Below are 24,732 nucleotides of genomic sequence, written 5' to 3' on the forward strand. Positions count from 1 at the left end.
CCTCAGTGTGGGGGTACGGCGGTGTGCGGAACCGCCGTGTGCGGTACGGCCAGTTGCGCGGGGCTCACGGCCGCGCGGCTGTACATGAGCGCGGCCGCCAGGGTGTCGGCGATCCGGGGGGCGGTGAGCCCGGCGGACTCCAGGACGTGGGACCGGGAGCCGTGGGTGAGGAAGCGCTGGGGCAGGCCGAAGGTGCGGACGGGAGCGGGCGCCCCGGCGTCGCCGAGCGCCTGGGCCACCGCGGCCCCGGCGCCGCCCGAGCGGCCGCTGTCCTCGACGGTCGCGACCAGGCGGTGGCCGAGGCTCAGTTCGACCAGGGCCGGCGGCACCGGCTTGATCCAGCGCGGGTCGACGACGGTGACGCCGATCCCCTCCAGGGCGAGCAGGGACGCGGTCTCCAGGCAGAGGCCGGCCATGGCCCCGACGGAGACGAGGAGCAGGTCCGCGCGCTCCCCCCGCCGGAGCACGTCGACGCAGCCGACGGAGTCGACGGCCTGGATGTCCTGTCCCGTGGTGCCCTTGGGGAAGCGCAGGGCGGTGGGGCCGTCGTGGACGGCGACGGCCTCGCGCAGCGCGCGGCGCAGGGTGGCGGCGTCGCGGGGCGCGGCCAGCCGCAGTCCGGGGACCATGTTGAGCAGGGACAGGTCCCACATTCCGTTGTGCGAGGGGCCGTCGTCCCCGGTGACCCCGGCCCGGTCCAGGACGAGGGTGACGGGGGCGCGGTGCAGGGCGGCGTCCATGAGCAGTTGGTCGAAGGCACGGTTGAGGAAGGTGGCGTAGATCGCCACCACGGGGTGCATCCCGCCCAGTGCGAGTCCCGCCGCGGCGGTCACCGCGTGCTGTTCGGCGATGCCCACGTCGAGGGTGCGCTCCGGGTGGCGGGCGGCGAACTCGGTCAGGCCGGTCGGGTGGAGCATGGCCGCGGTGAGGGCCACCAGGTCGGGCCGCTCGCTGCCGAGTTCGGCGAGCTCCCTGCCGAAGACGGAGGTCCAGGAGGGTGAACCGTCACCGCGCGGCCTGCCGGGGCGCAGGGGTCGTACGGCGTGCTGGCGGTCCTTCTCGTCCTGTTCGGCGGGCTCGTGGCCGCGGCCCTTCTCGGTGACGCAGTGCACGACGACGGACCGGCCGAGGTCGCGTGCACGGCGCAGGGCCTCCTCGACGGCCGTGATGTCGTGTCCGTCCACGGGGCCCAGATAGGCCAGTCCGAGGGTCTCGAACAGGCAGTCCGGTGTGGTCTCCACGCGCAGGGCGGCCAGGTGCTCGGCGATGCCGCCGGTGGTGGGGCCGTAGGAGCGGGTGTTGTCGTTGAGCACGACGATCACCGGGTGGCCGGGGGCGGTCGCGATGTTGTTCAGCGCCTCCCAGGCCATGCCTCCGGTGAGCGCGCCGTCCCCGAGGACGGCCACCACGGAGCGGTCCGTGCGGGCGCGCATCCCGTGGGCGCGGGCGAGGCCGGCCGCCCACGACAGCACGGTGGAGGCGTGCGAGTTCTCGATGACGTCGTGCGGGGACTCGGACCGGGAGGGGTAGCCGGACAGTCCGCCGCGCTGCCGGAGCGAGGCGAGGGCACCGGCCCGGCCGGTGAGGATCTTGTGGACGTAGGACTGGTGGCCGGTGTCCCACAGGATGCGGTCCCGGGGGGACTCGAAGACGCGGTGCAGGGCGATGGACAGTTCGACGACCCCGAGGTTGGGGCCGAGGTGTCCACCGGTGCGGGTGACGGTGTCCACCAGCAGCCGCCTGATCCGCGGTACGAGCCGCCGTACCTCGTCGGGTGACATGGCCCGCAGGTCCTCGGGCCCCTGGATCTCCTCCACGCGCGTCTCCTTCACGCGTGTCTCCTCCGTCGCGTTCATCGCACCCGCGCCTCGTCCGCCAGCGGTGTGCGCGGGATCCGGCCGGTGACCGGGTCGGCCAGCCGGGCCGGCATCGAGAAGACCACGTCCTCGGGCATCGCCTGCTGCAACTCGACCTCCCCGTGACCGAGTTCGGCGAGCCGGTCGAGGAGCCCGCAGACCAGGATCTCGGGCGCGCTGGCCCCGGCGCTGACGCCGATGCTCGACACACCGTCCAGCCAGTCCTCCCGCAGGTGGTCCCGGTCGGGGACGAGGTGGGCCCGGCAGCCGTGCTCGCGCGCGACCTCGACCATGCGCAGCGAGTTGCTGGAGTTCGTGGATCCCACGACGAGGACCAGGTCGTGACGGTGTGCCAGGTCCTTGACGGCGTTCTGCCGGTTCTGGCTCGCGTAGCAGATGTCGTCGCCGCCGGGGGCGACGATGTCGCTGAACCGCGCGCGCAGCGCCTCGACCACCTTCGCGGTCTCGTCGAAGGACAGGGTGGTCTGGGTGAGGAAGGCGACCGGTGTGTCCCCGGGCAGGTCGAGCCGGGCCACGTCCGCCACGGTCTCGACCACGACGGTCCGCTCGGGTGCCTCGCCGAGGACGCCGTCGACCTCCTCGTGGCCGGCGTGGCCGACCAGCAGGATGGTGCGGCCGTCGCGGGCGAAGCGCAGGGCCTCCTGGTGCACCTTGGCCACCAGCGGGCAGGTGGCGTCGATGACCTCCAGGTGCCGGCGGTCCGCGCCGGCCCGGACCGCCGGGGAGACGCCGTGGGCGGAGAAGACGCACACCGCGCCGTGCGGGACGTCCTCCTCGCTGTCCACGAACACCGCGCCGCGCTTCTCCAGTTCGGAGACGATGTAGTGGTTGTGCACGATCTCCTTGCGCACGTACACCGGTGCGCCGTGCAGGTCCAGGGCCCGCTCCACGATGCCGATGGCCCGGCGTACGCCCGCGCAGAAGCCGCGCGGCTGGGCCAGGACGACCTTTCCGGTTCCGCTCATGCGGCGTCACCTCCGCCGAAGCCGGGGAAGGCGACCGCCGCGGTGGCGGCGCGTTCGGTGCGGGCGTTGATCCGCAGCCGCAGCCGGCGGGGGTGGTAGACGGTGGCCAGTGGCACGGGCCGGACGTCGGCGTCCGGCTCGCAGGTGACGCGCCACTTGCCGAGGATGGTGGCGAGTCCGAGGGTGGCCTCGGTGCGGGCGTACAGGTCGCCGATGCATTTGCGGGCGCCGGTGCCGAACGGCATGAACGCCTGACGGGCGAGCGGGGAGACGCGGTCGGGGAGCCAGCGGTCGGGGTCGAAGCGCTGCTCGTCGGGGTAGGCCTCCTCGTTCAGTGCCACCGCGGCGGGGCTGAAGACGATGGTGGTCCCCTTGGGCAGGTGCTGTCCGGCGAGTTCGGTGTCGGACGCGGTGAGCCGGGTGAACAGCCAGGCCGGCGGGTGCAGCCGTAGGGTCTCGCTGATGATCCGGTCGGTGAGCGACAGCTGGGGCAGGTCGTCCCACTGGGGTGCCCGGCCGCCGAGGACGCTGTCGATCTCCTCGTACAGCGCGGCCTCGATGTCCGGGTGCTGGGAGAGCAGGTGGAAGATCCACGTGAGGGTGCCGGCGACGGTCTCGGTGCCGGCCGCCATCACGGTGATGACCTGGTCGTGGATCTCGGTGTCGTCGAGCCGGCCGCCGTCCTCGTCGCGCGAGGCGAGCAGGGCGGACAGCAGGTCGTCGTGTTCGGCGTCGTCCCGGCGGTAGTCGTCGATGAGCTGCTGGGTGGTGGCGTGCAGGTAGCCGAGGTTGCGCCGGTAGCGGCGGTTGGCCGGGGTGGGCAGGCGGCGCAGGGAGCGGGGCAGGAACATCTGCCGGAACAGTCCGTTGAGCACGGTGTCGAAGGCGCGCTCGACGCCGTCGGCGAGTTCCTTGCTGACGGGCGTGGAGTACAGGGTGCGGGCCACCGTGCGCAGGGCCATGCCGTACAGCTCCTGGAAGGCGTCGACGACCATGCCGTCGTGCCAGCGCTCGGAGGTGGCCTCGATCTCGGCGTGCATGGCGGTGGCATAGCGCTTGAGCTGGGAGCGCTGGAAGGCGGACTGCATCAGCCGCCGCTGCCGGCGGTGGTCCTTGAACGGGCAGGTGACCAGGCCGTTTCCGGCGATGTCACGGGCCCGGTCGTAGAAGACGCCGCCCTTGTCGTAGGTGCGGTCGTTGGTCAGCACGTCGCGCAGCAGCCCCGGGTGGCAGGGCACGTAGGCGGAGGTCGGGCCGATCTTGATCTTCACCAGGTCGCCGTGCGCGGACAGCGACGACATGAACCGCACGGGCTGACGCATCATCTGCAGGGCGTGGCCGACGACCGGGACCGCCCCGGGGGCCGTCCCGGCGGCATAGGTCTGCTGGGGCATCGCAACCTCACAAAAGGTGGGTGGTGCTCGGGTGGTGGGGGCCGGGTGCCGGGGGCTAGCGGGTGCTGCCGAGTTCCTCGAGGTAGCCCTGGACGCCGGCGGCGGCCGCGAACTCGGCGTCGTAGCGGCCCGAGGAGCGGTGCCAGTCGTGGGAGCCGCGGATCACCGTGCGTACGGCGTCGTTGCGGTACCGCTCCACGGCCTCGCGTTCGGCGGCGTCGAGTTCGTAGATGTCGCACACCTTGGGCAGGCAGGTCTCCAGCAGGAGGTACTGGGACAGGCGTGCGTGGACCTCGTCCTGCAGGTGGCCGATGCTGCGGCTCTTCGGCCAGCCGTGTTCCCGCTGCAGGATGAAGACCAGGTTGTTCAGCTCGCCCCGGGCCTCCTCCTTCTCCAGGGAGGCGATGTCGTTGAACATCAGGTTGACGTCGATGGCGATCTGCAGCATCGCGGAGAGCACGGCGCTGTCGAAGACGCGCTGGGGCACCTCGAAGTGGCCGGTGCTCTCGGCCATGTCCACGGTGGGCTGGACGCCGATGGTCTGCCGGCGTACGGCGAGGTACTGGGCGGCGGAGTCGTAGGGGGTGTCGTGGAAGCGGCTGGCGGCCTCGTCGACGTATCCGGCGAAGTAGTTGCGCCAGTGCCGGGCGCTGCGCGCGCACCAGGAGGGCGACATGCCCTCGCGGGTGCGGCGCCAGATGTCGGCGAAGCCGTGCGCGATGGGCGGCGCGGTCTCGGGCAGCGGGCCGTCGAGGGCGGCCGCCACCGCGTCCGTGAGCCTGCGGGTCTCCTCCGGGTCCTCGCCGCGCGGTCCGTCGAAGAGGTCGTCGAAGAGGAAGAACCACGACATGAGGTCGACGCCGAGGTCGAGGTCGGCGCCGGTGGTGTGCGGGTAGAAGCGCGAGGCGAGGTCGGCGTAGGCGCCGCGCAGATGGCGTTCGGCCGCGGCCTCGGTGGTGATGAGGCCGCGCGAGCGCGGCCACTGGAGCTGCTGGGCCTCGGCGCGCCGGTGGTCGGGACTCTGGCGGCCGGGCAGCGGTATTCGGAAGTCGACGTCCTGCGGCATGCTGATCTCCCTGGTGGGGGCGCTGGGGTATCGGTGGTGCCGTGGGGCGGCGAGGGGCACGTCCCTCGGTGGGACGCGGCCGGGCGGCGCTGCCCTGCGGCGGGGGCGGACGGGGAACGGGCCGGGGGCGACGCTGCCCACGGCCGGGGTCGGGCTCCGGGGCGACGCTGCCCGCGGAGCCGGGGCCTGTCCGGTGGCGCCGTCGCCCGCGGGGGCCGGCGACGGGCCCCGGCCCTGGTTCCTCACGGTCCTCGACCGTGCTGAAAGATCACTGACAAGGGCCGGGCGGACCGCTCACACCTCGCGATGCACGATGAACCGCCCGACGGCGAGCAACTCGTCGCGCACGCCGGCGTCCAGACCGGCTCCGCGCAGCGCCGCCTCGCCCAGGGCCATCCGGCGGACCGCCTCGGCCAGGGCCCAGTCGCGGCCGCCCGCGGCCTCGATCAGGTCGGCAGCGCGGCGCAGTTCGGTCTCGTCCGGCTCGCCGGGCGCGGCCAGCCAGGTGGCGAGCTCGACGCCGAGCGTGCCGCCCTGGTTGAGCGCGTGGGCGACCGGGAGGGACTTCTTGCGGGCGCGCAGGTCGGAGTGGACGGACTTGCCGGTGGTGGCCGGGTCGCCCCAGATGCCGAGGACGTCGTCGGTGAGCTGGAAGGCGAGCCCGACCTGGTCGCCGTAGAGCGCGAGGGCGTCCACGGCGGACCCGGGAGCCCCGGCCAGCAGTGCGCCGATCGCGGCGCTCGCCGACAGCAGGGCGCCGGTCTTGCCCGCGGCCATCTCCAGGCACTCCTCGACCGTCACGTGCTGGCGCTGTTCGAAGGCCATGTCCTGGACCTGACCGTGGATCAGGCGGCGGGTGGTGCGGGCGAGCAGGCCGGCCGCGGCCGCCGCGGTGGGCAGCCCGCAGTCGAGCAGCACCTCCTGGGCGAGGGCCAGCAGCGCGTCGCCGGTGAGGATCGCGCTGGAGGCACCCCACAGCGCCCAGACGGTACGGCGGTGACGGCGCTCCTCGTCACCGTCCATGAGGTCGTCGTGCAGCAGGGAGAAGTTGTGCACCAGCTCGACGGCGACCGCTCCGGGCAGCGCGGTCTCGGGCGGCGCGCCGACCGCCTGGGCCGACAGCAGGGCCAGCGCGGGGCGTACGGCCTTGCCGCCGTCGGCAGCGGTCGGCGCGCCCGCGGCGGTGATCCAGCCGAGGTGGTAGGCGGCCTGGTGGCGGGTCTTGCGGTCGAGCAGGTCCAGGGCGGTGCGCAGCGCGGGTGCGGTGGCGTCCCGGCCGCGGTGCAGGCTCGCGGGGGTGACGGTCACGCCGCGGCCTCCGCTCGCCAGGGCTCCGTCGGATCGTCGAAGATGGCCACCACCTTGCGCAGGATGCGCCGGTCGTCCGGGTGGAAGGGCGTCTTCGCGTGGATGGTGCCGAGCTGGTCCCACATGACGATGTCGCCGGGTTCCCAGGTGTGGGCGTAGGTCAGACCGGGCGCGCCGGCGAAGCCCCTCAGTTCCTGGAGGAGTTCCTTGCTGGCGGTGGGATCCAGTTCGAGGACCCGCTTGGTGTTGAGCGAGTTGACGTAGACGGCGTGGCGGCCGGTGCGCGGGTTGCGGGCGATCAGCGGGTGGACGGTGGAGGTGCCGTCCTCGGGCAGGATCGTCGTGACGGCCGGCCCGCCGCCGTCGGGGCTCCCGATGGAGACCTCGCCCTGGTAGCTCTCCTCGATGGTCTCCTCGTAGCCGGAGCGCAGGGCGTGCCGGGCCCGGTAGGCGTGCAGCCGGTGGCGCAGTTGCTCGGGCAGGGAGTCGTAGGCGCCGTACATGTCGGTGAACAGGGTCTGTCCGCCGCCCGAGACGGGCAGTTCCACGGCCGCCAGGAAGCCGATCCGGGACACCCGCGGCCGGAAGGAGTAGTCGGTGTGCCAGTCCATCCAGCCGGCGTCGCCGACGCCGATCTTCCGTCCGTTCTCCACGATGTTGGAGATGATCAGGATCTCGTTGTGGTCGGGGCTGGCGCCGGTCGTGAGGCCGGTCTTGGGGATGTACCCGAAGCGGCGTCCGAAGCCCAGCAGTTCGTCGTTCGAGGGGTCCCGGTGGCCGCGGAAGACCAGCACCAGATGCCGGTCGAGCGCGGCCCAGATCTGCTCGACGGCGGTGTCGTCGAGGTCCGGGGTGATGTCGGCGCCGTGCACGACGGCCCCGACCGAGGAGCCTGGTATCGGCGAGACGTCCATGGCCTTGCGTCCCCCTTCGTCGTTGCTTCGCGGTTGCTGCGTGATCGCGTGGACGGGTGTGTCAGTCGCTCAGTTCGAGATGGGCGAGGTCACCGGCCTCGCGCCAGGTGCGCAGGACGTTCACGAACTCCACCGAGCCGCCGCCGTAGCTGCCGTTGAGGACGTGCAGCTCGCTCGGGCGGCCCTCGTTGTTGAACAGGCCCGGGGTGCAGGACTCGGCGTAGTCGAGGTTGCGGTTCGCGAGCCGGAGGATCTCCTCGACCCACTCCTTCTCGCCGGTGGCGGAGACCTCCACGACCTGCCGGCCCTGTTCCTGGACGGCCTTGAGGACATGGGCCACGTGCCTGCTCTGCTCGCCCAGCATGTACGGCACGTTGACGTGCAGGCCCGACTGGACCTTGGACAGGACGAAGAGATTGGGGAAACGATTCACCATCAGGCCGTGAAACGTTCGCGCCCCGTCCGCCCACTTGTCCGACAGCCGCACCCCGTCCCGGCCGACGACCTCGTAGCCGGCCCGCGTGGTGTACGGCACCGCGTACTCCGACTCGTAGCCGGAGGCGAAGACCAGGCAGTCCACCGGGTACTCCCGGCCGGCCGCGACCACCGCGTGCTCGGTGAGCCGCTCGATGCCGCGCCCTTCGGTGTCCACCAGGGTGACGTCGGGCCGGTTGAAGGCCTCCAGGTAGTCGTCGTGGAAACAGGGCCGCTTGCAGAACAGCCGGTAGTACGGCTTCAGGGCGGCCGCGGTGTCCGGGTCGTGGACCACGGCGTCGACACGCGCGCGCAACTCCTCCATCTTGAGGAAGTCGGCGCGCTCCACGGCGCCGGCCGCGTCCCCGGGACTGCTCCCGGCGGACTTCGGCAGGATCGCCGCGAGCCCGGCCGTGATCTCCGTCCAGCCGTCCGCGACCAGGTCCTCCTCCTGCGGTACCCCGGCGGTCAGCGCGTGGAAGTTGTCCATGCGCCGCTGTTGCCAGCCCGGCCGGAGTCCCCGCGCCCACTGCGCGTCGGTCCGCCGGTTGGCCCGTACGCCCACCGCGGGCGGGGTGCGCTGGAAGACGTACAGATGCCCGGCCGCCTCGGCCAGGTGCGGGACGACCTGGACCGCCGTCGCGCCGGTCCCGACGATCCCGACCCGCTTGTCCCGCAGCGCCGCCAGGCTGCCCGGGACTCCGTCGCCGGTGTACCCGTAGTCCCAGCGGGCGGCGTGGAAGGAGTGCCCCCGGAAGGTCTCGAGCCCCTCGACGGCGGGCAGTTTGGGCCGGTGCAGGGAGCCGATCGCCATGCACACGTACCGGGCCCGGAAGTGGTCGCCCCGGTCGGTGCGCACCACCCAGTGCGAGGACTCCTCGTCCCAGCGCAGTCCGGTGACCGAGGTCTGCAGGAGGGCGTCCCGGTAGAGGTCGTAGTGCCGGGCGACTGCCCGGCAGTGCGCGAGGATCTCGGCGCCGGTCGCGTACTTCTCCGTCGGGACGGTGCCCAGTTCCTCGAGCAGCGGCATGTAGACGTAGCTCTCGACGTCGCACCTGAGGCCGGGGAACCGGTTCCAGTACCAGGTGCCGCCGACGTCACCGGCCGCGTCGATCAGGCGGATCCGCTCGAAGCCGCACGTCTCGCGCAGCCGCGCGCCCACCACCAGGCCGCCGATGCCGGCACCGACGACGGCCACGTCGACCGCGTCGGTGACGGGGTCCCGGTCGGTCCGTTCGGTGCAGGGGTCGGCCGCGTAGCGGGACAGCCCCCCGCGTGCGGGCCGGTAGACCCGGCCGCCGCCCGCCCACAGGCGCTTGTCGCGTTCCTCGCGGTACTTCGTCCTCACCGTCTCGATGTCGACGGGGCCGGGCCCGTCGCCTGCGGGGGCGTCTGTTCGGAAGCGTTCCACAACGTCTCCTGCGTGGGGTGGACAGGTGAGGTCAGGTGGCGCCGTACGTCGTCGAACTGGTCGCGCAACCGTGCGGGCGCGTCGGCGTTCGTGAAGAGGTAGAAGCGGTCGGTGCCCAGCGCGTCCCACACGGTCTCGGCGACCAGGCCGGCGGTGACCGTCGTGTCGCCGGTCGCGTCGCGCGGCGCGGCGAGTCCGCGGACCATCGGTGTGTCGACGCGGCCGGGGCACAGCACCGAGACCCGTACGGGAGTCCCGGCGAGGTCGGCCCGCAGACTGCGGGCGACGGCCAGGTCGGCGTGCTTGGAGGCGGCGTAGGCGGCGCTGCCGCTGCCCACGACGAACGCCGACATGGAGGCGGTGTGCACCAGGTGCGACGGCCGCCCGGCGGCCAGCAGCCGCGGCACGAAGGCGCGGGCGACGTGGACGTGCGCCCAGTGGTTGACCTCGAAGACCTCGCGCATCCGCGGCAGGGGCACGGCCCACAGCGGCTCTCCGACGGGGCCGACGACACCGGCGTTGTTGCAGACCACGTCGACCTCGCCGAGGGCGGCGTACGCCGTCTCGGCGAGGGCCGCCACCGCGTCGGGGTCGGTGAGGTCCACGGTCTCGGCGCGCACGTCCGCGCCGCGCGCGGCGAGTTCACCGGCCCGGCGGCGCAGGGCGTCGCCCGCGATGTCCGCCATGACCACCTTGACTCCGGACCGGGCGAGCCGGGCGGTGAGGGCGAGACCGATGCCGCTCGCCGCGCCGGTGACCACGGCCGTCCTGGGGTGTAAGTGCACGGGAGTAGTCCGTTCCTCGCTTCCTGGGACGGGCAGTGCACGGGCCGCGTCCTTGCGGCCCGGAAGGGGGGTGTGCGGTGTGGGATCCGGCGGCCTCCGCCCGGGGGAGGGCTGGGCGGAGGCCGCCGGTGGCTCAGACGGGGTCGGGCAGCTTCAGGCTGATGGCGAAGATCGTCACCGAGAAGAGCGTCAGCAGGGCGAGGACGATCACCGCTGCCGAGGAGTGGCCCAGCGAGTCGCCGAGGGCGAGGTAGATCGTGCCGCCCACGGTCGCGCCCAGGGCGGTGGCGGTCTGCTGGCTGGTGACCAGCACACCGCTGCCCATGCCGGCCTGCGCCGGCGGGACATCGGCGAGGATCATCCGGAACAGGGTGGGTCCGATCAGCGCCTGCCCGACGCCGGTGAACGCCAGCACGGCCAGGACCAGGACGACCGGGACGTCGGGCCAGGTGACCCCGATCAGCAGCGCCATCAGCAGCAGACCTGCGCCCTGGACGGCGGCCCCGAGGGTCACGATGCGCCGGCCGAGGGCCGCCGCGATCTTCGGGGTGAACAGCGCCACCACGAAGAAGGCGGAGGCGAACGGGGACAGCACCGCTCCCGAACCCAGGCCGCCGAGACCGAAGTCGTCCTGGGCGACCAGGGCGTAGACGAACATGAAACTGCCGAACCCGATCGAGAACGGAACCATCGCGAGCAATCCCCGGCGCATCCCGGACCGGGACAGCACAGACGGAGGCAGCAGCGGCGAGCCGCCCTCGGCCTCCAGCCGCCGCTCGACCCGGACCAGTGCCACCACCGCGGCGGCGGCGACCACGGGCAGCGCCCACAGCCACAGCGGCCAGCCCAGCGCCTGCCCCTCGACGATCACCAGCAGGACACACACCAGGGCCACCCCGAACAGCAGGGTGCCGGTCAGGTCGAAGCCCGGCCTGCGCCCGGCCTTGGTGTCCGGCATGTTCCGCACGGCCAGCAGCGCGGCCGCCCCGACCGGCACGTTGATCAGGAACACCGAACGCCAGCCGACCCCGGCGATGTCCAGCGAGACCAGCAGTCCGCCGAGGATCTGGCCCGCCACCGCGGCGAGTCCCGCGGTCGCGCCGTAGAGGCTGATGGCGCGGGCGCGGGCCTGGCCCTCGGTGGCCGCCTGGATCGTCGCGAGCACCTGCGGTACGAGCATGGCCGCGGCCGCGCCCTGCAGAAGCCGGGCCGCGATGAGGAAGGCGACGCTCGGGGCCACCCCGCACAGTGCCGAGCTGAGGGTGAAGGCGATCAGGCCCCACACGAAGAGCCGGCGTCTGCCGTAGGCGTCGCCCAGGCGCCCGCCGAGCACCAGGCCGAGCGCGTAGGCGATGCCGTAGCCGGACACCACCAGCTCAAGTGCGGTCTCGCTGCCGTTCAGGTCATGGCCGATCGTGGTGAGCGCCACGTTGACGATGAAGAAGTCGACGATGGACAGGGCAAACCCGGTGAGCACCACGACCAGACCGGTCGTGGAGAGGCCCGCCGTCCTCGGGACTTCCGGTGGCGGCTCCTGGGTTCCGGGGGCGCCGGTGGGGGGTGCTTCGCGATGAGTCATCTATTCAACCGAGCTGGGGGTTCCGGTGATCTTGGACATGATTCCCTTGGCGGGGTCCTTCGCCGATTCCGTCCACGGCGTCAGCGCGTTGAAGCCGCGCTCCGACGCGGCCGGCTGGACGCGGGTGTCCATCGACATCCGCATCAGGGGCGGAGAAGACAGGTTGGGGACCGACTTGTGGCAGGTGTAGGCGTGCATGAACAGGACGTCGCCCGGATCCATGGCGGAGTGCAGCAGGGTCTCGTCCTCGTCCATCAGCTCGGCGGGTATGCCGCGCACCGGGTGGCCGAACCTGCGGAAGGACTCGTGGACGACGTGCTCGCGCGGGCCGCGCCGGTGGCTGCCGTCCGCCAGCGCGACCCCGCCGGACTCCCCGGTGGTCGCGACGAGCGGTATCCACACGGGGCGGAAGTCCTTGTTGGGGCCTATGTAGAAGCCGTCCTGGTGGAACGGCGTCAGGTGGGCGAACGACGGGTTCTCGGTGCCCGTGGCCGACGGGTAGTAGCGGATGGTCGTGGAACGGAACACGAAGACCGGCTCACCGAAGACCCGCTCGAACACCTCGAGCGTCGAGGGGTGGTTCCAGAAGTCGTCGTACTTGACGTACTTGTGCATCGCCACCTCGTCGACCTCCTCGAAGGAGTCGATGGCGACGTCGTCGAGCGTCGCCTTCGGATCCGCCGCGCCCAGCGCGATCAGGCCCTCCAGCATCTGCTCCGCTGCGGTCCGTACGAGGTCGCGGTCGAGGACGCCGCGCAGATACAGGTAGCCGTGCTCCTCGAAGAAGCCGTCGAGGGCCTCCCGGTCGTCGAGCAGCGGCGTGCAGTCCGTGTATTCCCCGTTCACGTACGTCATGGGTTCCCGTCCTTGTGACGTGGTCCGAGTGACATGGTCCGAAGGGCGTGCGACCTCTCCCGCCCGGCAGGAGGGCAGGCCCACGGCCGCGGTGGCGTCGTGTGACGGCCCCGGTGCGCTCGGGGGCTCGGCCACCGGCGCTCGGAGCGCCGGCCGCGCCCTCGGGCGGACGGCCGACGAACTCGGAGGTGGGCGAAGGGAGTCGGGCGGGACGGCGCGTCAGAGAGTGGCGCCGACCAGCAGGGCGAGGTCGATGAGACGGTTGGAGTAGCCCCATTCGTTGTCGTACCAGCCGACGACCTTGACCTGAGCGTCGGTCACGCGGGTGAGCCCGGCGTCGAAGACGCAGGAGGCGGGGTCGCCCACGATGTCGGTGCTGACGAGGGGCGCCTCGCTGTACGACAGCAGGCCCTTGTGGGCACCGGCCGCGGCCGCCGCGTACGCCTCCCTCACCTCCTCGACGGAGGTGCGCCGGCTCGGGGTCACCGTCAGGTCGGTGACCGAGCCCGTGGGCACCGGCACGCGCAGGGCGAACGCGTCGAGCCGGCCGGCCAGTTCCGGCAGTACCAGGCCGATGGCCTTGGCGGCCCCGCTGGAGGTCGGCACGATGTTCAGACCCGCCGCACGCGCCCGGCGCAGGTCCTTGTGGGGGGCGTCCTGGAGGTTCTGGTCCTGGGTGTAGGCGTGGACGGTGGTCATCATGCCCGCCTCGATGCCCACGCTGTCGTGCAGGACCTTGGCGAGCACCGCGAGACAGTTCGTGGTGCAGGAGGCGTTGGAGATGATCGTGTGGCGCTCCGGGTCGTAGGCGTCCTCGTTGACACCGAGCACGACCGTGATGTCCTCACCGCTGGCCGGGGCCGCGATGACGACCTTCTTCGCACCGCCCTCGACATGGGCGCGTGCCCGGGCCGCGTCGGTGAAGATACCGGTGGACTCGATGACGATGTCCACGCCGAGATCGCCCCAGGGCAGGGCGCCCGGGTCGCGCTCGGCGAGCACCTTGATCGTCCGGCTGCCCACGCGGATCGCACCCGGCTCAGCGGCGATCTCCTCGGGGAAGCGGCCGAGGATCGAGTCGTAGGCCAGCAGGTGGGCCATCGTGTCGACGTCACCGAGGTCGTTGACGGCGACGATCTCCAGCTCAGAGCCACGCGCGGCCACGGCGCGGAAGACGTTGCGGCCGATGCGCCCAAAACCGTTGATGCCGATGCGCACTGTCATGGATGTGTCCCTCGCCTTGCGCTTCTGGGGTGGTTGACGCGCCGTTGCGCCGAGGTGCGATGCCGGACCACACATCACCGCGGGGCGGGGACGTGGTGCATCACGACCTTATATAAGCATGCGATACATTTCCAGGGTGACCTCTCCTCAGAACCTCAGCCAGGAAGCCGACTTGGACGTCGATGACCTCACCCGGGCGATCGAGAACTTCAACCGCTTCTACATCCGGCTCGCCTCCGTGCAGAAGCTGTCGTTCACGACGCTGTCGGTGCTGGACACCCTGGCCTTCCGCGGCCCCACGCGACTGACCGACCTGGTCCGGACGGAGCAGATGAGCCAGCCGGGCATCACCCAGCTGGTGACCAGGCTCGAACGGGACGGACTCGTCGAACGCCGCCCCGATCCGACCGACGGCCGCGCCGTCCTCGTGCACATCACCGAGGCCGGCCAGAAGATCGGGCAGGCTCGGCACGAGGACCGGTCGCGCCATCTCGCGCCGCTTATGGGTGAGTTGACGGCAGAGGAACGGCAGACCATCGCCTCGGCCCTGCCCGTCCTCGCCCGACTGGCCGAACTCGGCATGCGGGCACGCCAGTAGACGCGTACACGTACCGAATCCCCTGAGCGCAGCGACACTTGGACGACTCCGCCACGTCGGGCACTCGCCCCTGGCGGCAGACCCCGTCGCACGCCGGACCACCGTCCGGACGTGGCGGCTCACCTCGGCCGTGGCCGGACGCCGGCATCCGGGTCCCCCACCCCGACACCGTTCCGCTCCACTGTTCGCAAGAATCGCGCCACACCCCGACGCCCCGTCCCGTTCTCCTGATGAACAGTGCGAGAAATCCGAAGCGGGACGGTCCCCGCGGCGGTGCGGGCGCGCGCGGGATATCGGCTCGCCCCGAGCGGGCAGGCGGCCTACGCTCGGCCCATGAACAGGCCTCTCGTCGCGATTCTCAGTGGTGCGGGTATCTCGACCGATTCCGGGATCCCCGACTACCGCGGCCCGAAGGGTCTCTGGCGGCAGGACCCCGAGGCCGAGAAGCTCGTGACGTACGACTACTACATGGGCGACCCGGAGATCCGCAGGCGCTCGTGGCGGATGCGGCGCGAGAACCGGACACTTCGGGCCGAGCCGAACGCCGGGCATCTGGCCGTGGCCGAGCTGGAACGGTCCGGGGTGCCCGTGCGGGTCATCACGCAGAACGTCGACGGCCTGCACCAGCTCGCCGGCATGCCCGCCCGCAAGGTGCTCGAACTGCACGGCACCGCGCGCGGCGTCGTCTGCACGAACTGTCACGCGCGCGGCTCCATGGAGGACGCCCTCGCCAGGGTCGGCGCCGGCGAGGACGATCCGCCGTGCCTGGAGTGCGGCGGCATCCTCAAGTCCGCCACGGTGATGTTCGGCGAACGGCTCGACCCCATGGTGCTCGGCGAGGCCGTGGCCATCACCAAGGCCTGCCGGCTCTTCATCGCCGTCGGCACCAGCCTCCAGGTACAACCCGCCGCCGGCCTCGCCGGCATCGCCGCCGACCACGGCGCACGGCTCGTCATCGTCAACGCCGAGCCCACCCCGTACGACGAGATCGCCGACGAGGTGATCCGGGAACCGATCGGCACCGCACTGCCCGAGCTGCTGCGCGGACTGAGCGAGCGGGGCGACGACCAGAACCGGTGATGAGCGGCCCCTACCACCCTGACGACGACCGCCGTTGCCTGCGCCTGGTGCTCGCCGTACCACTCACCCTGCTCACCCTTGTCGCCGCTTTGTGCTGCAGTCATGGGGGCGGGCTGGGTGATCCCGGCTGTCCTGTTGGGAGTTGTGGCCGGGGTGCGCTGGGCGATGTCGGGTTGAACAACCAAACGGGCCTAGAAGAGGGCCGTGCCCCGTTCGAAGTCCAGTAGGCGGCGCTTGCGGTCCAGGCCGCCGCCGTAGCCGGTGAGGCCGCCGCCCGCGCCGATCACGCGGTGGCAGGGCACGATGATGCCGATCGGGTTCCTGCCATTGGCGAGGCCGACCGCCCGGGACGCCTTGGGGTTGCCCAGGGCGTCGGCGAGTTCGCCGTAGGAGCGGGTCTCGCCGTACGGGATGCGGGTCAGCTGGTCCCAGACGCCGCGCTGGAACGGCGTCCCGTGCAGGCGGAGTTCCAGGCTGAACTCCTTCAGCTCGCCCGCGAAGTAGGCCGACAGCTGGTCCTCGGCCTCGGCGAAGGGGGCGTCGTCGGGGCTGCCGAAGGTCTCCTCCGACGGGCGGTGGCGCTGGTCGGTCATGTAGAGGCCGCACAGCACCCCGTCGTCGGCGACGAGGGTGAGCGGGCCGTAGGGGCTGTCGATGACGGTGTGCTGCTTCATCGAGAAGGTCCTCACACGGGAAGGAAGTTGATCGGGTGGCTGTCGGTCGCCCACAGGTACTGCACCGCGTACGCGCGCCAGGGGCGCCATGCCTCGGCGCGGGCGGTGAGCGCGGCCGGGGTGCCGGGCAGGCCCAGCTCCTGGGCGGCACGCCGGATTCCCAGGTCGGTGGGGAGGAAGGCGTCGGGGTCGCCCAGGGCGCGCATGGCGATGACATCGACCGTCCAGGGCCCGAAGCCGGGCAGGTCGAGCAGCCGGGCGCGGGCTTCCGCCCAGTCCGACTCGACACCCAGGTGAAGGACGCCGTCGGCCAGTTGGCGGACCAGGGTGGTGAAGGTGGTGCGCCGGGTGCGGGGCATGGCCAGGGTCTCGGGATCCACGGCGGCCAGGGCCTCGGGTGACGGGAACAGATGGGTGAGTCCGCCCTCGGGGTCGTCCAGGGGCTTGCCGTGGGCGACGACCAGCCGGGCAGCGTGGGTACGGGCGGCGGCCGTGGAGACCTGCTGCCCGAGCACGGCCCGGACGGCGAACTCGGCCTCGTCGACCGTGCGCGGCACCCGGCGGCCCGGCGCCCGGTCCACCAGCGGCGCGAGCACCGGGTCCGCGCGCAGCCGGTCGTCCACGGCGACCGGGTCGGCGTCCAGGTCGAGCAGGCGCCGGCAGCGGCTGATCGCCACGGTCAGGTCGCGCAGGTCGCTGAGGGTCAGGCGGCAGGCGACGTGGTCGGGGCGAGGGGCGAGGGAGACGATCCCGTGGCCGTACGGCAGGCGCAGCGTGCGCCGGTAGGCGCCGTCCCGCCACTCCTCGACGCCCGGTACGGCTGTGGCGGCGAGGTGGCCGAAGAGGTTGTCGGGGTTGAGCGGGGCGCGGAACGGCAGCCGCAGGGCGAGGGTCCCCGGGGTGCCCGCGCCCGCGGCACGGTTCTTCGGCACCCGGGCCCGCAGCTCGCTCGGGGACAGGGCGAAGACCTCGCGGACGGTGTCGTTGAAGGTGCGGATGGAGGAGAAGCCGGCCGCGAAGGCGATCTCCGCCATGGGCAGCGCGGTCGTCTCCACGAGCAGCCGCGCGGTCTGGGCGCGCTGGGCGCGGGCCAGCGCGAGCGGTCCGGCGCCCAGCTCGGCGAGCAGCTGCCGCTCCACCTGCCGGGTGCTGTAGCCGAGCCGGGCGGCGAGCCCCGGCACGCCCTCGCGGTCCACGACGCCGTCGGCGATCAGCCGCATGGCGCGGGCCACCAGGTCGGCCCGCTGGTTCCACTCCGGGGAGCCGGGGCTGGTGTCGGGGCGGCAGCGCTTGCAGGCCCGGAACCCCGCCTGCTGGCAGGCGGCGGCGCTCGGGTAGAAGGTCATGTTCTGCGCCTTGGGCGGAACGACCGGGCAACTGGGACGGCAGTAGATGCGGGTCGTCAGGACGGCCGTGAAGAACCACCCGTCGAACCGCGCGTCCTTGGACTGCACGGCGCGTACGCAGTGCTCCCGGTCGAGGTGCATCCCTGTCTGCATGAGTCCAGGATCGGCCATCGCGCGAACCGACCGCTGGCGAGAATCCGACATGTACCTGGGCGTGACCGGGGACCGCCGGCGCCTCCCGGGTCCTGGCTACGATGCCGCCATGGGCCACCGAGCCGCCACCCCCACGACCGACGGCGCCGGCGCGCGCCCGGAAGGCGGCTCCCGGGCGCGGATGTGGCCGCTGTACGCCGCCGGGTTCACCACCGCCTTCGGCGCGCACGGAGTCGCCGCGAGCCTCGGGGCGCATTCCGCCGACGCGGTCACCTCGCTGCTGGCCCTGGGCGGCCTGCTCGCGCTCTACGACGGCGCCGAAGTACTGCTGAAGCCGGTGTTCGGGACGCTGGCCGACCGGGTGGGGGCGCGCCCGGTCCTGCTGGGCGGGCTGGCCGCGTTCGCCGTCGCGTCCGCGCTGTACGCCGCCTGGGGCGGACCCGGCCGGCTGTGGGCGGCCCGCCTCGGCCAGGGGGCGGCGGCCTCGGCGTTCTCCCCCGCCGCCTCCGCGCTCGTCGCCCGCCTCAACCCGGGGACACGGCACGGGCGGGCGTTCGGGAGCTACGGCTTCCACAAGTCCCTCGGCTACACGCTCGGCCCGCTGCTCGGCGGGCTGCTGGTGTGGGCCGATGGGCTGCGGCTGCTGTTCGCGGTGCTGGCGGTGCTGGCCGCCGTGGTGGCCGGCTGGGCGGCCGTCGCCGTACCGCGGGTGCCGCCGCTCCCCCGGCGCCGGCAGACCCTGCTGGACCTCGGGCGGCGGCTGGCCGACCGGGCCTTCCTGGTGCCGACGGCCGCGCTCGCGGGGGCGACGGCCGCCCTGTCGGCCGGGGTGGGGTTCCTTCCCGTGTCGGGGGCGGCGGCGGGTCTGGGCACGGTCGCGACGGGCGCGGCGGTGTCCGTCCTCGCCGCCTGCGGAACGGTCGTCCAGCCGCGCGCCGGGCGGGCCCTGGATGCCGGACGCCTCGGCATCCGCACCGGTCTCACCTGCGGTCTGCTGCTCGCGGCGGCGGGGCTGGCCGCCGCGACGCTGCCCGGTCTCACCGGCGTCCTCCTCGCCGCGACACTGATCGGCACCGGCACCGGCCTGATCACCCCGTTGGGCTTCGCGGCCCTGGCCTCGGCCACGCCCGCGGAGCGCCTCGGCCAGACCATGGGCTCGGCGGAACTGGGCCGCGAACTGGGCGACGCGGGCGGGCCGTTGGTGGTCGCGGCGGTGGCTTCGGCGGCGACCCTGACGTACGGGTACGGCGTACTGGCGGCGCTGCTGGCGGTGGGGCCGGCCGTCGCGGCGGTCACGGCCCTCAGGAACAGGCGTAGGTGAAGCTCCCCTTCGCCTCCATCGGGGTCCGCTGGTGCGCGAGCCTGAGGCGGGCGGTCCCCCGGAAGCGTCCCGGGCCGCGAACCGTCCAGCGCAGGTGCACCCGTACTCGGCGCTCGCCTCGGTGGGCGGTGCGGACCAGCTCGCCCGAGTCCTGGCCGTCCGCCCGCAGCCACCGGTACGTGACCGGGCCGCCGCGCCCGTCGGTGGTGACGACACCGACCAGGTCGGCCGTCTGACCGCAGTGCAACGGCCCCGCGGGGGCCTGGACCCGCACGGCGAGGACCATCGGCGCGGGGTCCGGGCGCAGCAGCAGCCAGAGCAGGACGGCGGCGATCGCCAGGACGGCGGTGCCGGCGATCCAGCCCCGGCGTCCGCGGCGGGGGCGCCGGGGCCCGGCTGCCGCTGTCTGCCAACGGGCGCGCAGGTCGTCGTGCTCCTCGACGGGAATCCCGGGCCCGAAACGCAGCAGGATCTCGCCCGAGTCCTCCCCGGCCGCTACGGCCCCCGGAGGCGAGGCGACGCGGTTGCGCCTGCCGAGGACGGTGGCCTGGGTGTCCCGGTCGGCGGGACGGTGGGCGCGGCCGGCGGTGGTGAGCTGCTCGGCCGCGGCCGACGGGTGGGACGCGGGGGGACGGGCGGGCGCGGGGCTTCCGGGGACGCCCTCGCGCGCAGCGTCGGTCACGGTCGGTGCCGGGTGCCGATCCGCCGCTGGAACGGGGCTTTCAGGGGCGGAGTGGGCCACGGTCGGTGCCGGGTGCCGGTCCGCCGCCGGAACGGGGCTTTCGGGGCCCATCGGGGCGGACGGCTCCGGCGCCCTCGGCGGCGGGGCCACCGCCGGGGCATGGGCGGCCGCTGCGGCGGAGGGTGCCGGGGCCTTCGGCGGGTGGACCGGAGGGTCAGGAGGCGCTACGGCCGGGGCTGTCGGTGCCTTGGGGGGTCGGGCCCCCTCCCGAACGTCCGGGGCCGCCACGACCGACGGCGCCGAAGGCTTCGGCGGGAAGGCCGGAGGGTCAGGAGGCGCTACGGCCGGGGCTGTCGGTGCCTTGGGCGGATGGGCACCCTCCATGACATTGGGGGCCGCCACGGCCGAGGCCGCCGAAGCCTTCGGCAAGTGGGCCGGGGAGTCCTGGGCCACCGCACCCGGCGCTGTTGGCGTCTTGGGCGGGTGGGCGCTCTCCGGGACGCCCGGGGCCGCCTCGGCGGGAGATGCCGGGGCCTTTGGCGGAGGGGCGAGCCGAGGGGTCGCGGCGGCTGTGGCCGCGCGGAGGGGTGTGCGGTGCAGGAAGTCGGCCGGGAGGGCCGCGCGCCCGGCCACCAGCGCGGCCCGGGCCGCCGCCAGGCCCTCCGACTCGGCGGTCGCCGAGCAGCGGGCCAACAGGTCCGCGGCGGGGGTTCCGGGCCGCGCCCAGGCGGTGCCGAGCGTGCGGGCCAGGGCGGCCCAGGCGGCGGTGTCGGCGGCCTGACCCTCGGCCCGCGGCGGGCCGTCCGACGCCGGTACGGCCGCCGCGTCGCCCAGCACCGTGCCCAGACCCGCCTCGGTCAGCAGGGCGATCCCGTCCGGGGCGAGGAGGACCGTGTCCGGGCCGAGGGAGCCGTGGCTCAGGCCTGCCGCGTGCAGGGCGAGGAGGGTCTGGACGGTCTCGTTGAGGACGCTGGCCGCGCTGCCCGCGTCCGGGCGTGGGCCGTCGGCGGACAGGACGTCCACGAGCGCGGGGGCCGGGGGCCGGGCCGCGAGCAGCCAGACCTCGCCGCCCTCGGCCACGAGGTCGACCGTGCCGAGCAGTCCCGGCAGCCGGAGCCTCGCCGTGGCGAGTACGACGGCGGCCAGGCGCTCGCGGGTGCCCTCGGGCGCGAGCAGGGCGCGGTCGACGCGCAGCGCGCCGAGGGTGTGCTCGCCGGACCGGGCGGGGAGCAGGGCGTACCAGGTGCCGTGGCGTGCGTCCCGTGACCAGCCGGACAGGGGCCGGCCGGCCACTGTGGTGGCTGTCGTCATCTCGATCCGTTCTCGTGGTGCGGTGTCAGCGGTGTCAGCGGTGCCGGCCGTGTCAGCACGGCGGTGCGTCCAGGGACGCCGTCTGGGGGCCGTTCGCCGCCGCCGGATCGCTGCTGAGCGTGACGTCCCAGCTCCCCCGGCACGGATGGTTGGAGAAGTCGGCCTCGAAGGTCAGGTCGTAACGAGTGCTCCCGGACAGCGGCTGGGACTGCGAGCCGTACGGATCGGCGGGCGTGTCGACGTAGTAGTCCGCGGTGACGGTCAGCGGTCCGGTGCCCGTCGTCTCGACCGTCACCGCCGCGACCAGCGTGCCCGGCTTCTGCCCGCGCTCCCAGGAGCCGATCGTGACGGTGACCGTGCCGGGGGTGGCCGCGCCCGGGGAGGCGGTGGCCGGCGGCTCGGCCGGTGCGGTCGTCTCCGTGGACGGCGTGGGCGAGGAGGACGGACTGTCCGACGGGGAGTCGGAAGGCGAGGCGTCCGTCGTGGGCGGTGCGCCGGTCGGTGAGCTGGAAGCGGAGGGTGAAGGGCCGCTCGCAGTCGGCGAGTCGAGCGGTGAGGGGGTCGAGCTCGCCACCGTCGTCGACGTGTCGTGCGGCCGGCCCGACGCGTAGGTCGCTCCACCCGCGACGACCACCAGCGCGGCCACGCCCCCGGTCGCCACCTTCCATCCGCCCCGTCGCAGCCGGCCCAGCAGGGTGAGCGCTCGGGCCGAACCCTCGAGCGTCGCGGTCGTCGTGAACGGGAACAACAGGGCGAGCAGAGCGGCGAGTTCGGTCAGCCGACGGCGGCCGCGCTCCTCCCAGCCCGCGCCGTAGGCCTCGGTGGCGGACCGTTCCAGGTCGGCGAGGAACGCCTCGACACCCGGCCGGTCCGCCGGGTCCTTCGCCAGTCCCGCGCGCAGCAGCCCGCGCACCGGCGCGGGCACGTCGTCCAGCGGGGCCGGTGCGCGCAGGTGCTGCAGGCGCAGCGCGGTCATGTCGTCGGCGGCGAAGGGCCGCCGTCCGGTCAGGCACTCGAAGAACACGACGGAGGCCGCGTAGACGTCGGCGGCCGGACCGGCGGCCTCGCCGTCCCACTGCTCCGGCGCCATGTAGGCGGGCGTGCCCGCGGCCTCGGTCTCCCGGCCGCTGCGCACGGCGATGCCGAAGTCGGCGAGCGCGCTGGTGCCGTCGGCGCGGACCAGGACGTTCTCCGGCTTGTAGTCGCGGTGCACCACCCCGGCCGCGTGGGCCGCGCCCAGGCCGAGCAGGGAGCCCTTGAGCAGGACGAGCGCGGCCTCGGGGCCGGTCGTCCCGTGCCGGCGCAGCAGGTGGCGCAGGCTGACGCCGTCCACCGCCTCCATCACGATCGCGGCGCCGGCACGCGCCTCGACGTACTCGTACAGCCGCACCACGCAGGGGTGCCGCAGCTCGCCGAGCAGCCGGGCCTCGGCGCGGAACCGGGCCAGGAACTCCCGGTCCGCGCGCAGGCGTTCGCTCAGGTACTTGATCGCGACGGGCACGCCGGTCTCGGTGTGCCGGGCGAGGACGACCCGGCCCCCGGCTCCCTCGCCGAGCGTGCGGACGCTCTGGTAGCCGGGTACGACCCAGCCGGCCTCGTCGGTCATGCCGTCCCCTCCACGGGCGCGGTGATCGCGGAGCCCGGCGGCAGGTCCTTCGCGTCCCGCCGGCGCCGTACGCGGCGCAGCAGCCGGCGCATGGGCGCGGCCCACACCGGGAACGCGACCAGGGCCACGACCGCCGCCTCGATCACCGTGGTCCACGGCTCGGCCAGCCGGCCCTCCAGCAGGTCGCCGATCCGGGAGCGCCAGGCCAGCAGGGCCAGGGCCAGGAAGCCGTAGGCGCCCACGACGACCGCGAGCCCGTAGGCGGCCATACCCGCCTGGCGCGGGCCTGGCCGCTGCCCCGCGCGCAGATCGCGCCAAAGGCCGGTACGGAAGTAGGCGCTCGCCTCCTCGCGCAGCCGGGGCACCCGCAGCGCGTCGGTCAGCGCCTGGTAACCGTCCAGCGGCATCAGGGGGTTGAAGTTGTAGAGGGTGTTCAGGTAAAGGCCGAAGGCCAGGTGGTAGAGGACGGCCGGGGCGGGTCCGGCGGGCAGCAGGGCCGCGCCCGTGGCGCACCAGCCGGCCAGCGCCGCCGTGGACAGCGGCCCGGACAGCGCCACCACGACCCGGGACCAGCGGGTGCCGAACCACATGTCGCTGGTGTCCACGAACGCGAACGGCATGCCCATCATCAGCAGGAACCCGCCGCGCCTGACCTTGCGGCCGTACGACTTCACGGCGAGCGCGTGCGTCAGTTCGTGGACGAGCAGGGCGGTGACGTATCCGGCGGCCAGCAGCACCGGGCCCCAGGCGCCCGCCCCGCCGAAGTCCAGCAGGTGGTGGTGGCCCTGGGCGGCGAAGAACGCGACGAGGCCGCCGGCCACCGACAGCCAGGCGAGCAGGACACCGGTACGGGTGAACAGCCGCCAGCCGAAGGCCTGGTAGAGCCGGCTCACCAGCCGGTCGAGGCCGGGTACGGACACCTCCAGTTTCAGCAGCGCCCGGTACACCGCGCGCGCCGCGCCGCGCCAGCCCGCGGGCCGCTCCTCACCGGGCCGGCCTGGCAGACCGCGCAGCAGCCCGGCGTCCGCGAACGCGGCCAGGGCGGACTCGATGCGGGGCAGGGCGAGTTCGCCGTAGCGCTCGGCATAGGCGAACAGCAGGTCCCGTACGGTGTTCTCGCCGTCGACGGCTTGCCACAGGAAGACCTGACGCTCGTCCAGTTCCAGATAGCGCCCGGTGCGGGTGCTGCTGAGCACCCAGCGGGGGGCGCCGCGTTCCGTGGGGACCTGCTTGAGGGCCCAGCCGGAACGCCGGCGGGGGCGCGCGGTGAGCGGGCCGTTCGCCTCCGGCGCCTCCTCCTGTCCGGCGGTGGGCAGTTGGGTCAGCTGGGTGCCGACGACCATCGTGCGGGAGCCGATCCGGGTGTCGCGGGGCTGCTCGAACACCAGGCGTACGTCGCCGACGGACAGCTCGGTGCCGTCGGCCAGCCCGGCCGCGCCGCCGTGCAGGTCGACGCCGCCGACGGCGGTGCCGTTGAAGGAGTCCAGGTCCTCGATCCGGAAGCCCTCACCGGTGCGGACGACGCGGGCGTGGCGGCGTGAGACGCTGCCGTCGGACAGGACGACGTCGTTGTCCTCGCCCCGGCCCAGCGTGGTGACCGGCCCGGTCAGCGGGACGAGCAGGGTGGGGTCGTCGAGGCCGCGCAGCTGGGGCGCGGCGTACGCCGTCGGGGCGGCACCCCGGCGCGGGGTGCCGCAGTGCAGGCAGTACGGGAAGTCGCGCCGCACATGGACGCGGCAGACATGGCAGAGCATGCGGTGGCTCAGCCCCCGCCGGAACCGCTGAGGAACGTACCGCCGTTGAAGCCGCCGTCCGCGTCGGGTGCGGAGGGCGACAGGTGGGTGGCGATGTCGCCGGTGCCGGGCAGGTCGATGCCGCCGCGCACGGTCGTCCCGGCACGGCCGAGGGTGCCTTCGCGGCCGCCACCGCCACTGGGACGGTTGCCGTTCTCCGGATCGCCGCCGCCCTCACCGCCGCCGCCACCCTCACCACCACCGTGGCCACCACCACCGCTCGGACGATTGCCGTTCTCCGGATCGCCGCCGCCCTCACCGCCGCCGCCACCCTCACCACCACCGTGGCCACCACCACCGCTCGGACGATTGCTCG

General features: G+C 73.5%; 19 protein-coding genes and 1 pseudogene. 3 read left to right on the plus strand and 17 right to left on the minus strand.

Annotation, left to right across the window (positions count from 1 at the left end; all coding sequences use genetic code 11):
• Positions 1-2 precede the first annotated feature (2 nt).
• The 11 genes from AC07CM_RS00910 to gap form a co-directional block, all read right to left on the minus strand.
• Positions 3-1,856 carry a 1-deoxy-D-xylulose-5-phosphate synthase gene (locus tag AC07CM_RS00910; protein WP_478874159.1) on the minus strand — a complete coding sequence of 618 codons (1,854 nt, stop codon included), beginning with the start codon at positions 1,854-1,856 and terminating at the stop codon, positions 3-5.
• Positions 1,853-2,842 carry a 4-hydroxy-3-methylbut-2-enyl diphosphate reductase gene (gene ispH / locus AC07CM_RS00915; RefSeq protein WP_478874160.1) on the minus strand — a complete coding sequence of 330 codons (990 nt, stop codon included), beginning with the start codon at positions 2,840-2,842 and terminating at the stop codon, positions 1,853-1,855. Before ispH ends, AC07CM_RS00910 begins: the two co-directional genes overlap by 4 nt.
• Positions 2,839-4,236 (minus strand): pentalenene oxygenase, encoded by a 1,398-nt coding sequence (gene ptlI / locus AC07CM_RS00920; protein WP_478874161.1) that lies wholly within the window; start codon positions 4,234-4,236, stop codon positions 2,839-2,841. The genes ispH and ptlI overlap by 4 nt, the downstream gene beginning before the upstream one ends.
• A gap of 55 nt (positions 4,237-4,291) precedes the next feature.
• The gene (ptlA, locus tag AC07CM_RS00925) at positions 4,292-5,302 is read right to left on the minus strand and encodes a pentalenene synthase (protein WP_478874162.1); all 1,011 of its coding nucleotides are present in this window, start codon (positions 5,300-5,302) and stop codon (positions 4,292-4,294) included.
• A 294-nt stretch (positions 5,303-5,596) separates the two neighbouring features.
• Positions 5,597-6,610: a polyprenyl synthetase family protein gene (locus tag AC07CM_RS00930; protein WP_478874163.1), complete on the minus strand. Its 1,014-nt coding sequence runs from the start codon at positions 6,608-6,610 to the stop codon at positions 5,597-5,599.
• Positions 6,607-7,524 (minus strand): neopentalenolactone/pentalenolactone F synthase, encoded by a 918-nt coding sequence (gene ptlD / locus AC07CM_RS00935; RefSeq protein ID WP_478874164.1) that lies wholly within the window; start codon positions 7,522-7,524, stop codon positions 6,607-6,609. Before ptlD ends, AC07CM_RS00930 begins: the two co-directional genes overlap by 4 nt.
• 61 nt (positions 7,525-7,585) lie before the next feature.
• Entirely contained in the window at positions 7,586-9,409 is a 1,824-nt protein-coding gene (gene ptlE / locus AC07CM_RS00940) for a neopentalenolactone/pentalenolactone D synthase (protein WP_478874165.1), read from the minus strand.
• Positions 9,343-10,194, minus strand: a complete 852-nt coding sequence (gene ptlF, locus AC07CM_RS00945) for a 1-deoxy-11-beta-hydroxypentalenate dehydrogenase (RefSeq protein ID WP_478874166.1) — start codon at positions 10,192-10,194, stop codon at positions 9,343-9,345. Before ptlF ends, ptlE begins: the two co-directional genes overlap by 67 nt.
• Positions 10,195-10,327: 133 nt before the next feature.
• A complete protein-coding gene (locus AC07CM_RS00950) occupies positions 10,328-11,773 on the minus strand; it encodes an MFS transporter (protein WP_478874167.1) in 1,446 nt (481 codons plus the stop codon).
• On the minus strand, positions 11,774-12,628 hold the full coding sequence (ptlH, locus tag AC07CM_RS00955) for a 1-deoxypentalenic acid 11-beta-hydroxylase (RefSeq protein ID WP_478874168.1): 855 nt from the start codon (positions 12,626-12,628) through the stop codon (positions 11,774-11,776).
• 219 nt (positions 12,629-12,847) lie between these two features.
• Entirely contained in the window at positions 12,848-13,852 is a 1,005-nt protein-coding gene (gene gap / locus AC07CM_RS00960; RefSeq protein WP_478874169.1) for a type I glyceraldehyde-3-phosphate dehydrogenase, read from the minus strand.
• A 136-nt stretch (positions 13,853-13,988) separates the two neighbouring features.
• Between gap and AC07CM_RS00965 the strand changes: the two genes are divergently transcribed.
• Together AC07CM_RS00965 and AC07CM_RS00970 are read left to right on the plus strand one after the other, a co-directional pair.
• Positions 13,989-14,450, plus strand: coding sequence for a MarR family winged helix-turn-helix transcriptional regulator (locus tag AC07CM_RS00965; protein ID WP_478874170.1), 462 nt, complete (start codon positions 13,989-13,991; stop codon positions 14,448-14,450).
• A gap of 333 nt (positions 14,451-14,783) precedes the next feature.
• Entirely contained in the window at positions 14,784-15,530 is a 747-nt protein-coding gene (locus AC07CM_RS00970) for an SIR2 family NAD-dependent protein deacylase (protein ID WP_478874171.1), read from the plus strand.
• 191 nt (positions 15,531-15,721) lie between these two features.
• On the opposite strand, the gene AC07CM_RS00975 is transcribed toward AC07CM_RS00970, so the two are convergent.
• Together AC07CM_RS00975 and AC07CM_RS00980 are read right to left on the minus strand one after the other, a co-directional pair.
• Positions 15,722-16,204, minus strand: coding sequence for a methylated-DNA--[protein]-cysteine S-methyltransferase (locus AC07CM_RS00975; RefSeq protein WP_478874172.1), 483 nt, complete (start codon positions 16,202-16,204; stop codon positions 15,722-15,724).
• 11 nt (positions 16,205-16,215) lie between these two features.
• Positions 16,216-17,703, minus strand: a complete 1,488-nt coding sequence (locus AC07CM_RS00980) for an AlkA N-terminal domain-containing protein (protein ID WP_478874173.1) — start codon at positions 17,701-17,703, stop codon at positions 16,216-16,218.
• 109 nt (positions 17,704-17,812) lie between these two features.
• Here AC07CM_RS00980 and AC07CM_RS00985 point away from each other — a divergent pair, with 109 nt between their 5' ends.
• On the plus strand, positions 17,813-19,024 hold the full coding sequence (locus AC07CM_RS00985; RefSeq protein ID WP_478874174.1) for an MFS transporter: 1,212 nt from the start codon (positions 17,813-17,815) through the stop codon (positions 19,022-19,024).
• Here AC07CM_RS00985 and AC07CM_RS00990 read toward each other — a convergent pair.
• The 4 genes and pseudogenes from AC07CM_RS00990 to AC07CM_RS01005 form a co-directional block, all read right to left on the minus strand.
• Positions 19,005-21,017, minus strand: a complete 2,013-nt coding sequence (locus AC07CM_RS00990) for a protein kinase family protein (RefSeq protein ID WP_478874175.1) — start codon at positions 21,015-21,017, stop codon at positions 19,005-19,007. The genes AC07CM_RS00985 and AC07CM_RS00990 overlap by 20 nt on opposite strands.
• A 52-nt stretch (positions 21,018-21,069) precedes the next feature.
• Complete coding sequence (locus tag AC07CM_RS00995) at positions 21,070-22,623, minus strand: serine/threonine-protein kinase (RefSeq protein WP_478874176.1); 1,554 nt, start codon at positions 22,621-22,623, stop codon at positions 21,070-21,072.
• On the minus strand, positions 22,620-24,377 hold the full coding sequence (locus tag AC07CM_RS01000) for a PqqD family peptide modification chaperone (protein WP_478874177.1): 1,758 nt from the start codon (positions 24,375-24,377) through the stop codon (positions 22,620-22,622). Before AC07CM_RS01000 ends, AC07CM_RS00995 begins: the two co-directional genes overlap by 4 nt.
• Before the next feature lie 8 nt (positions 24,378-24,385).
• Positions 24,386-24,732 (minus strand): annotated as a pseudogene (locus AC07CM_RS01005) (FHA domain-containing protein); the annotation flags it as partial.

Source organism: Streptomyces sp. NPDC044061 (genome assembly GCF_056434305.1).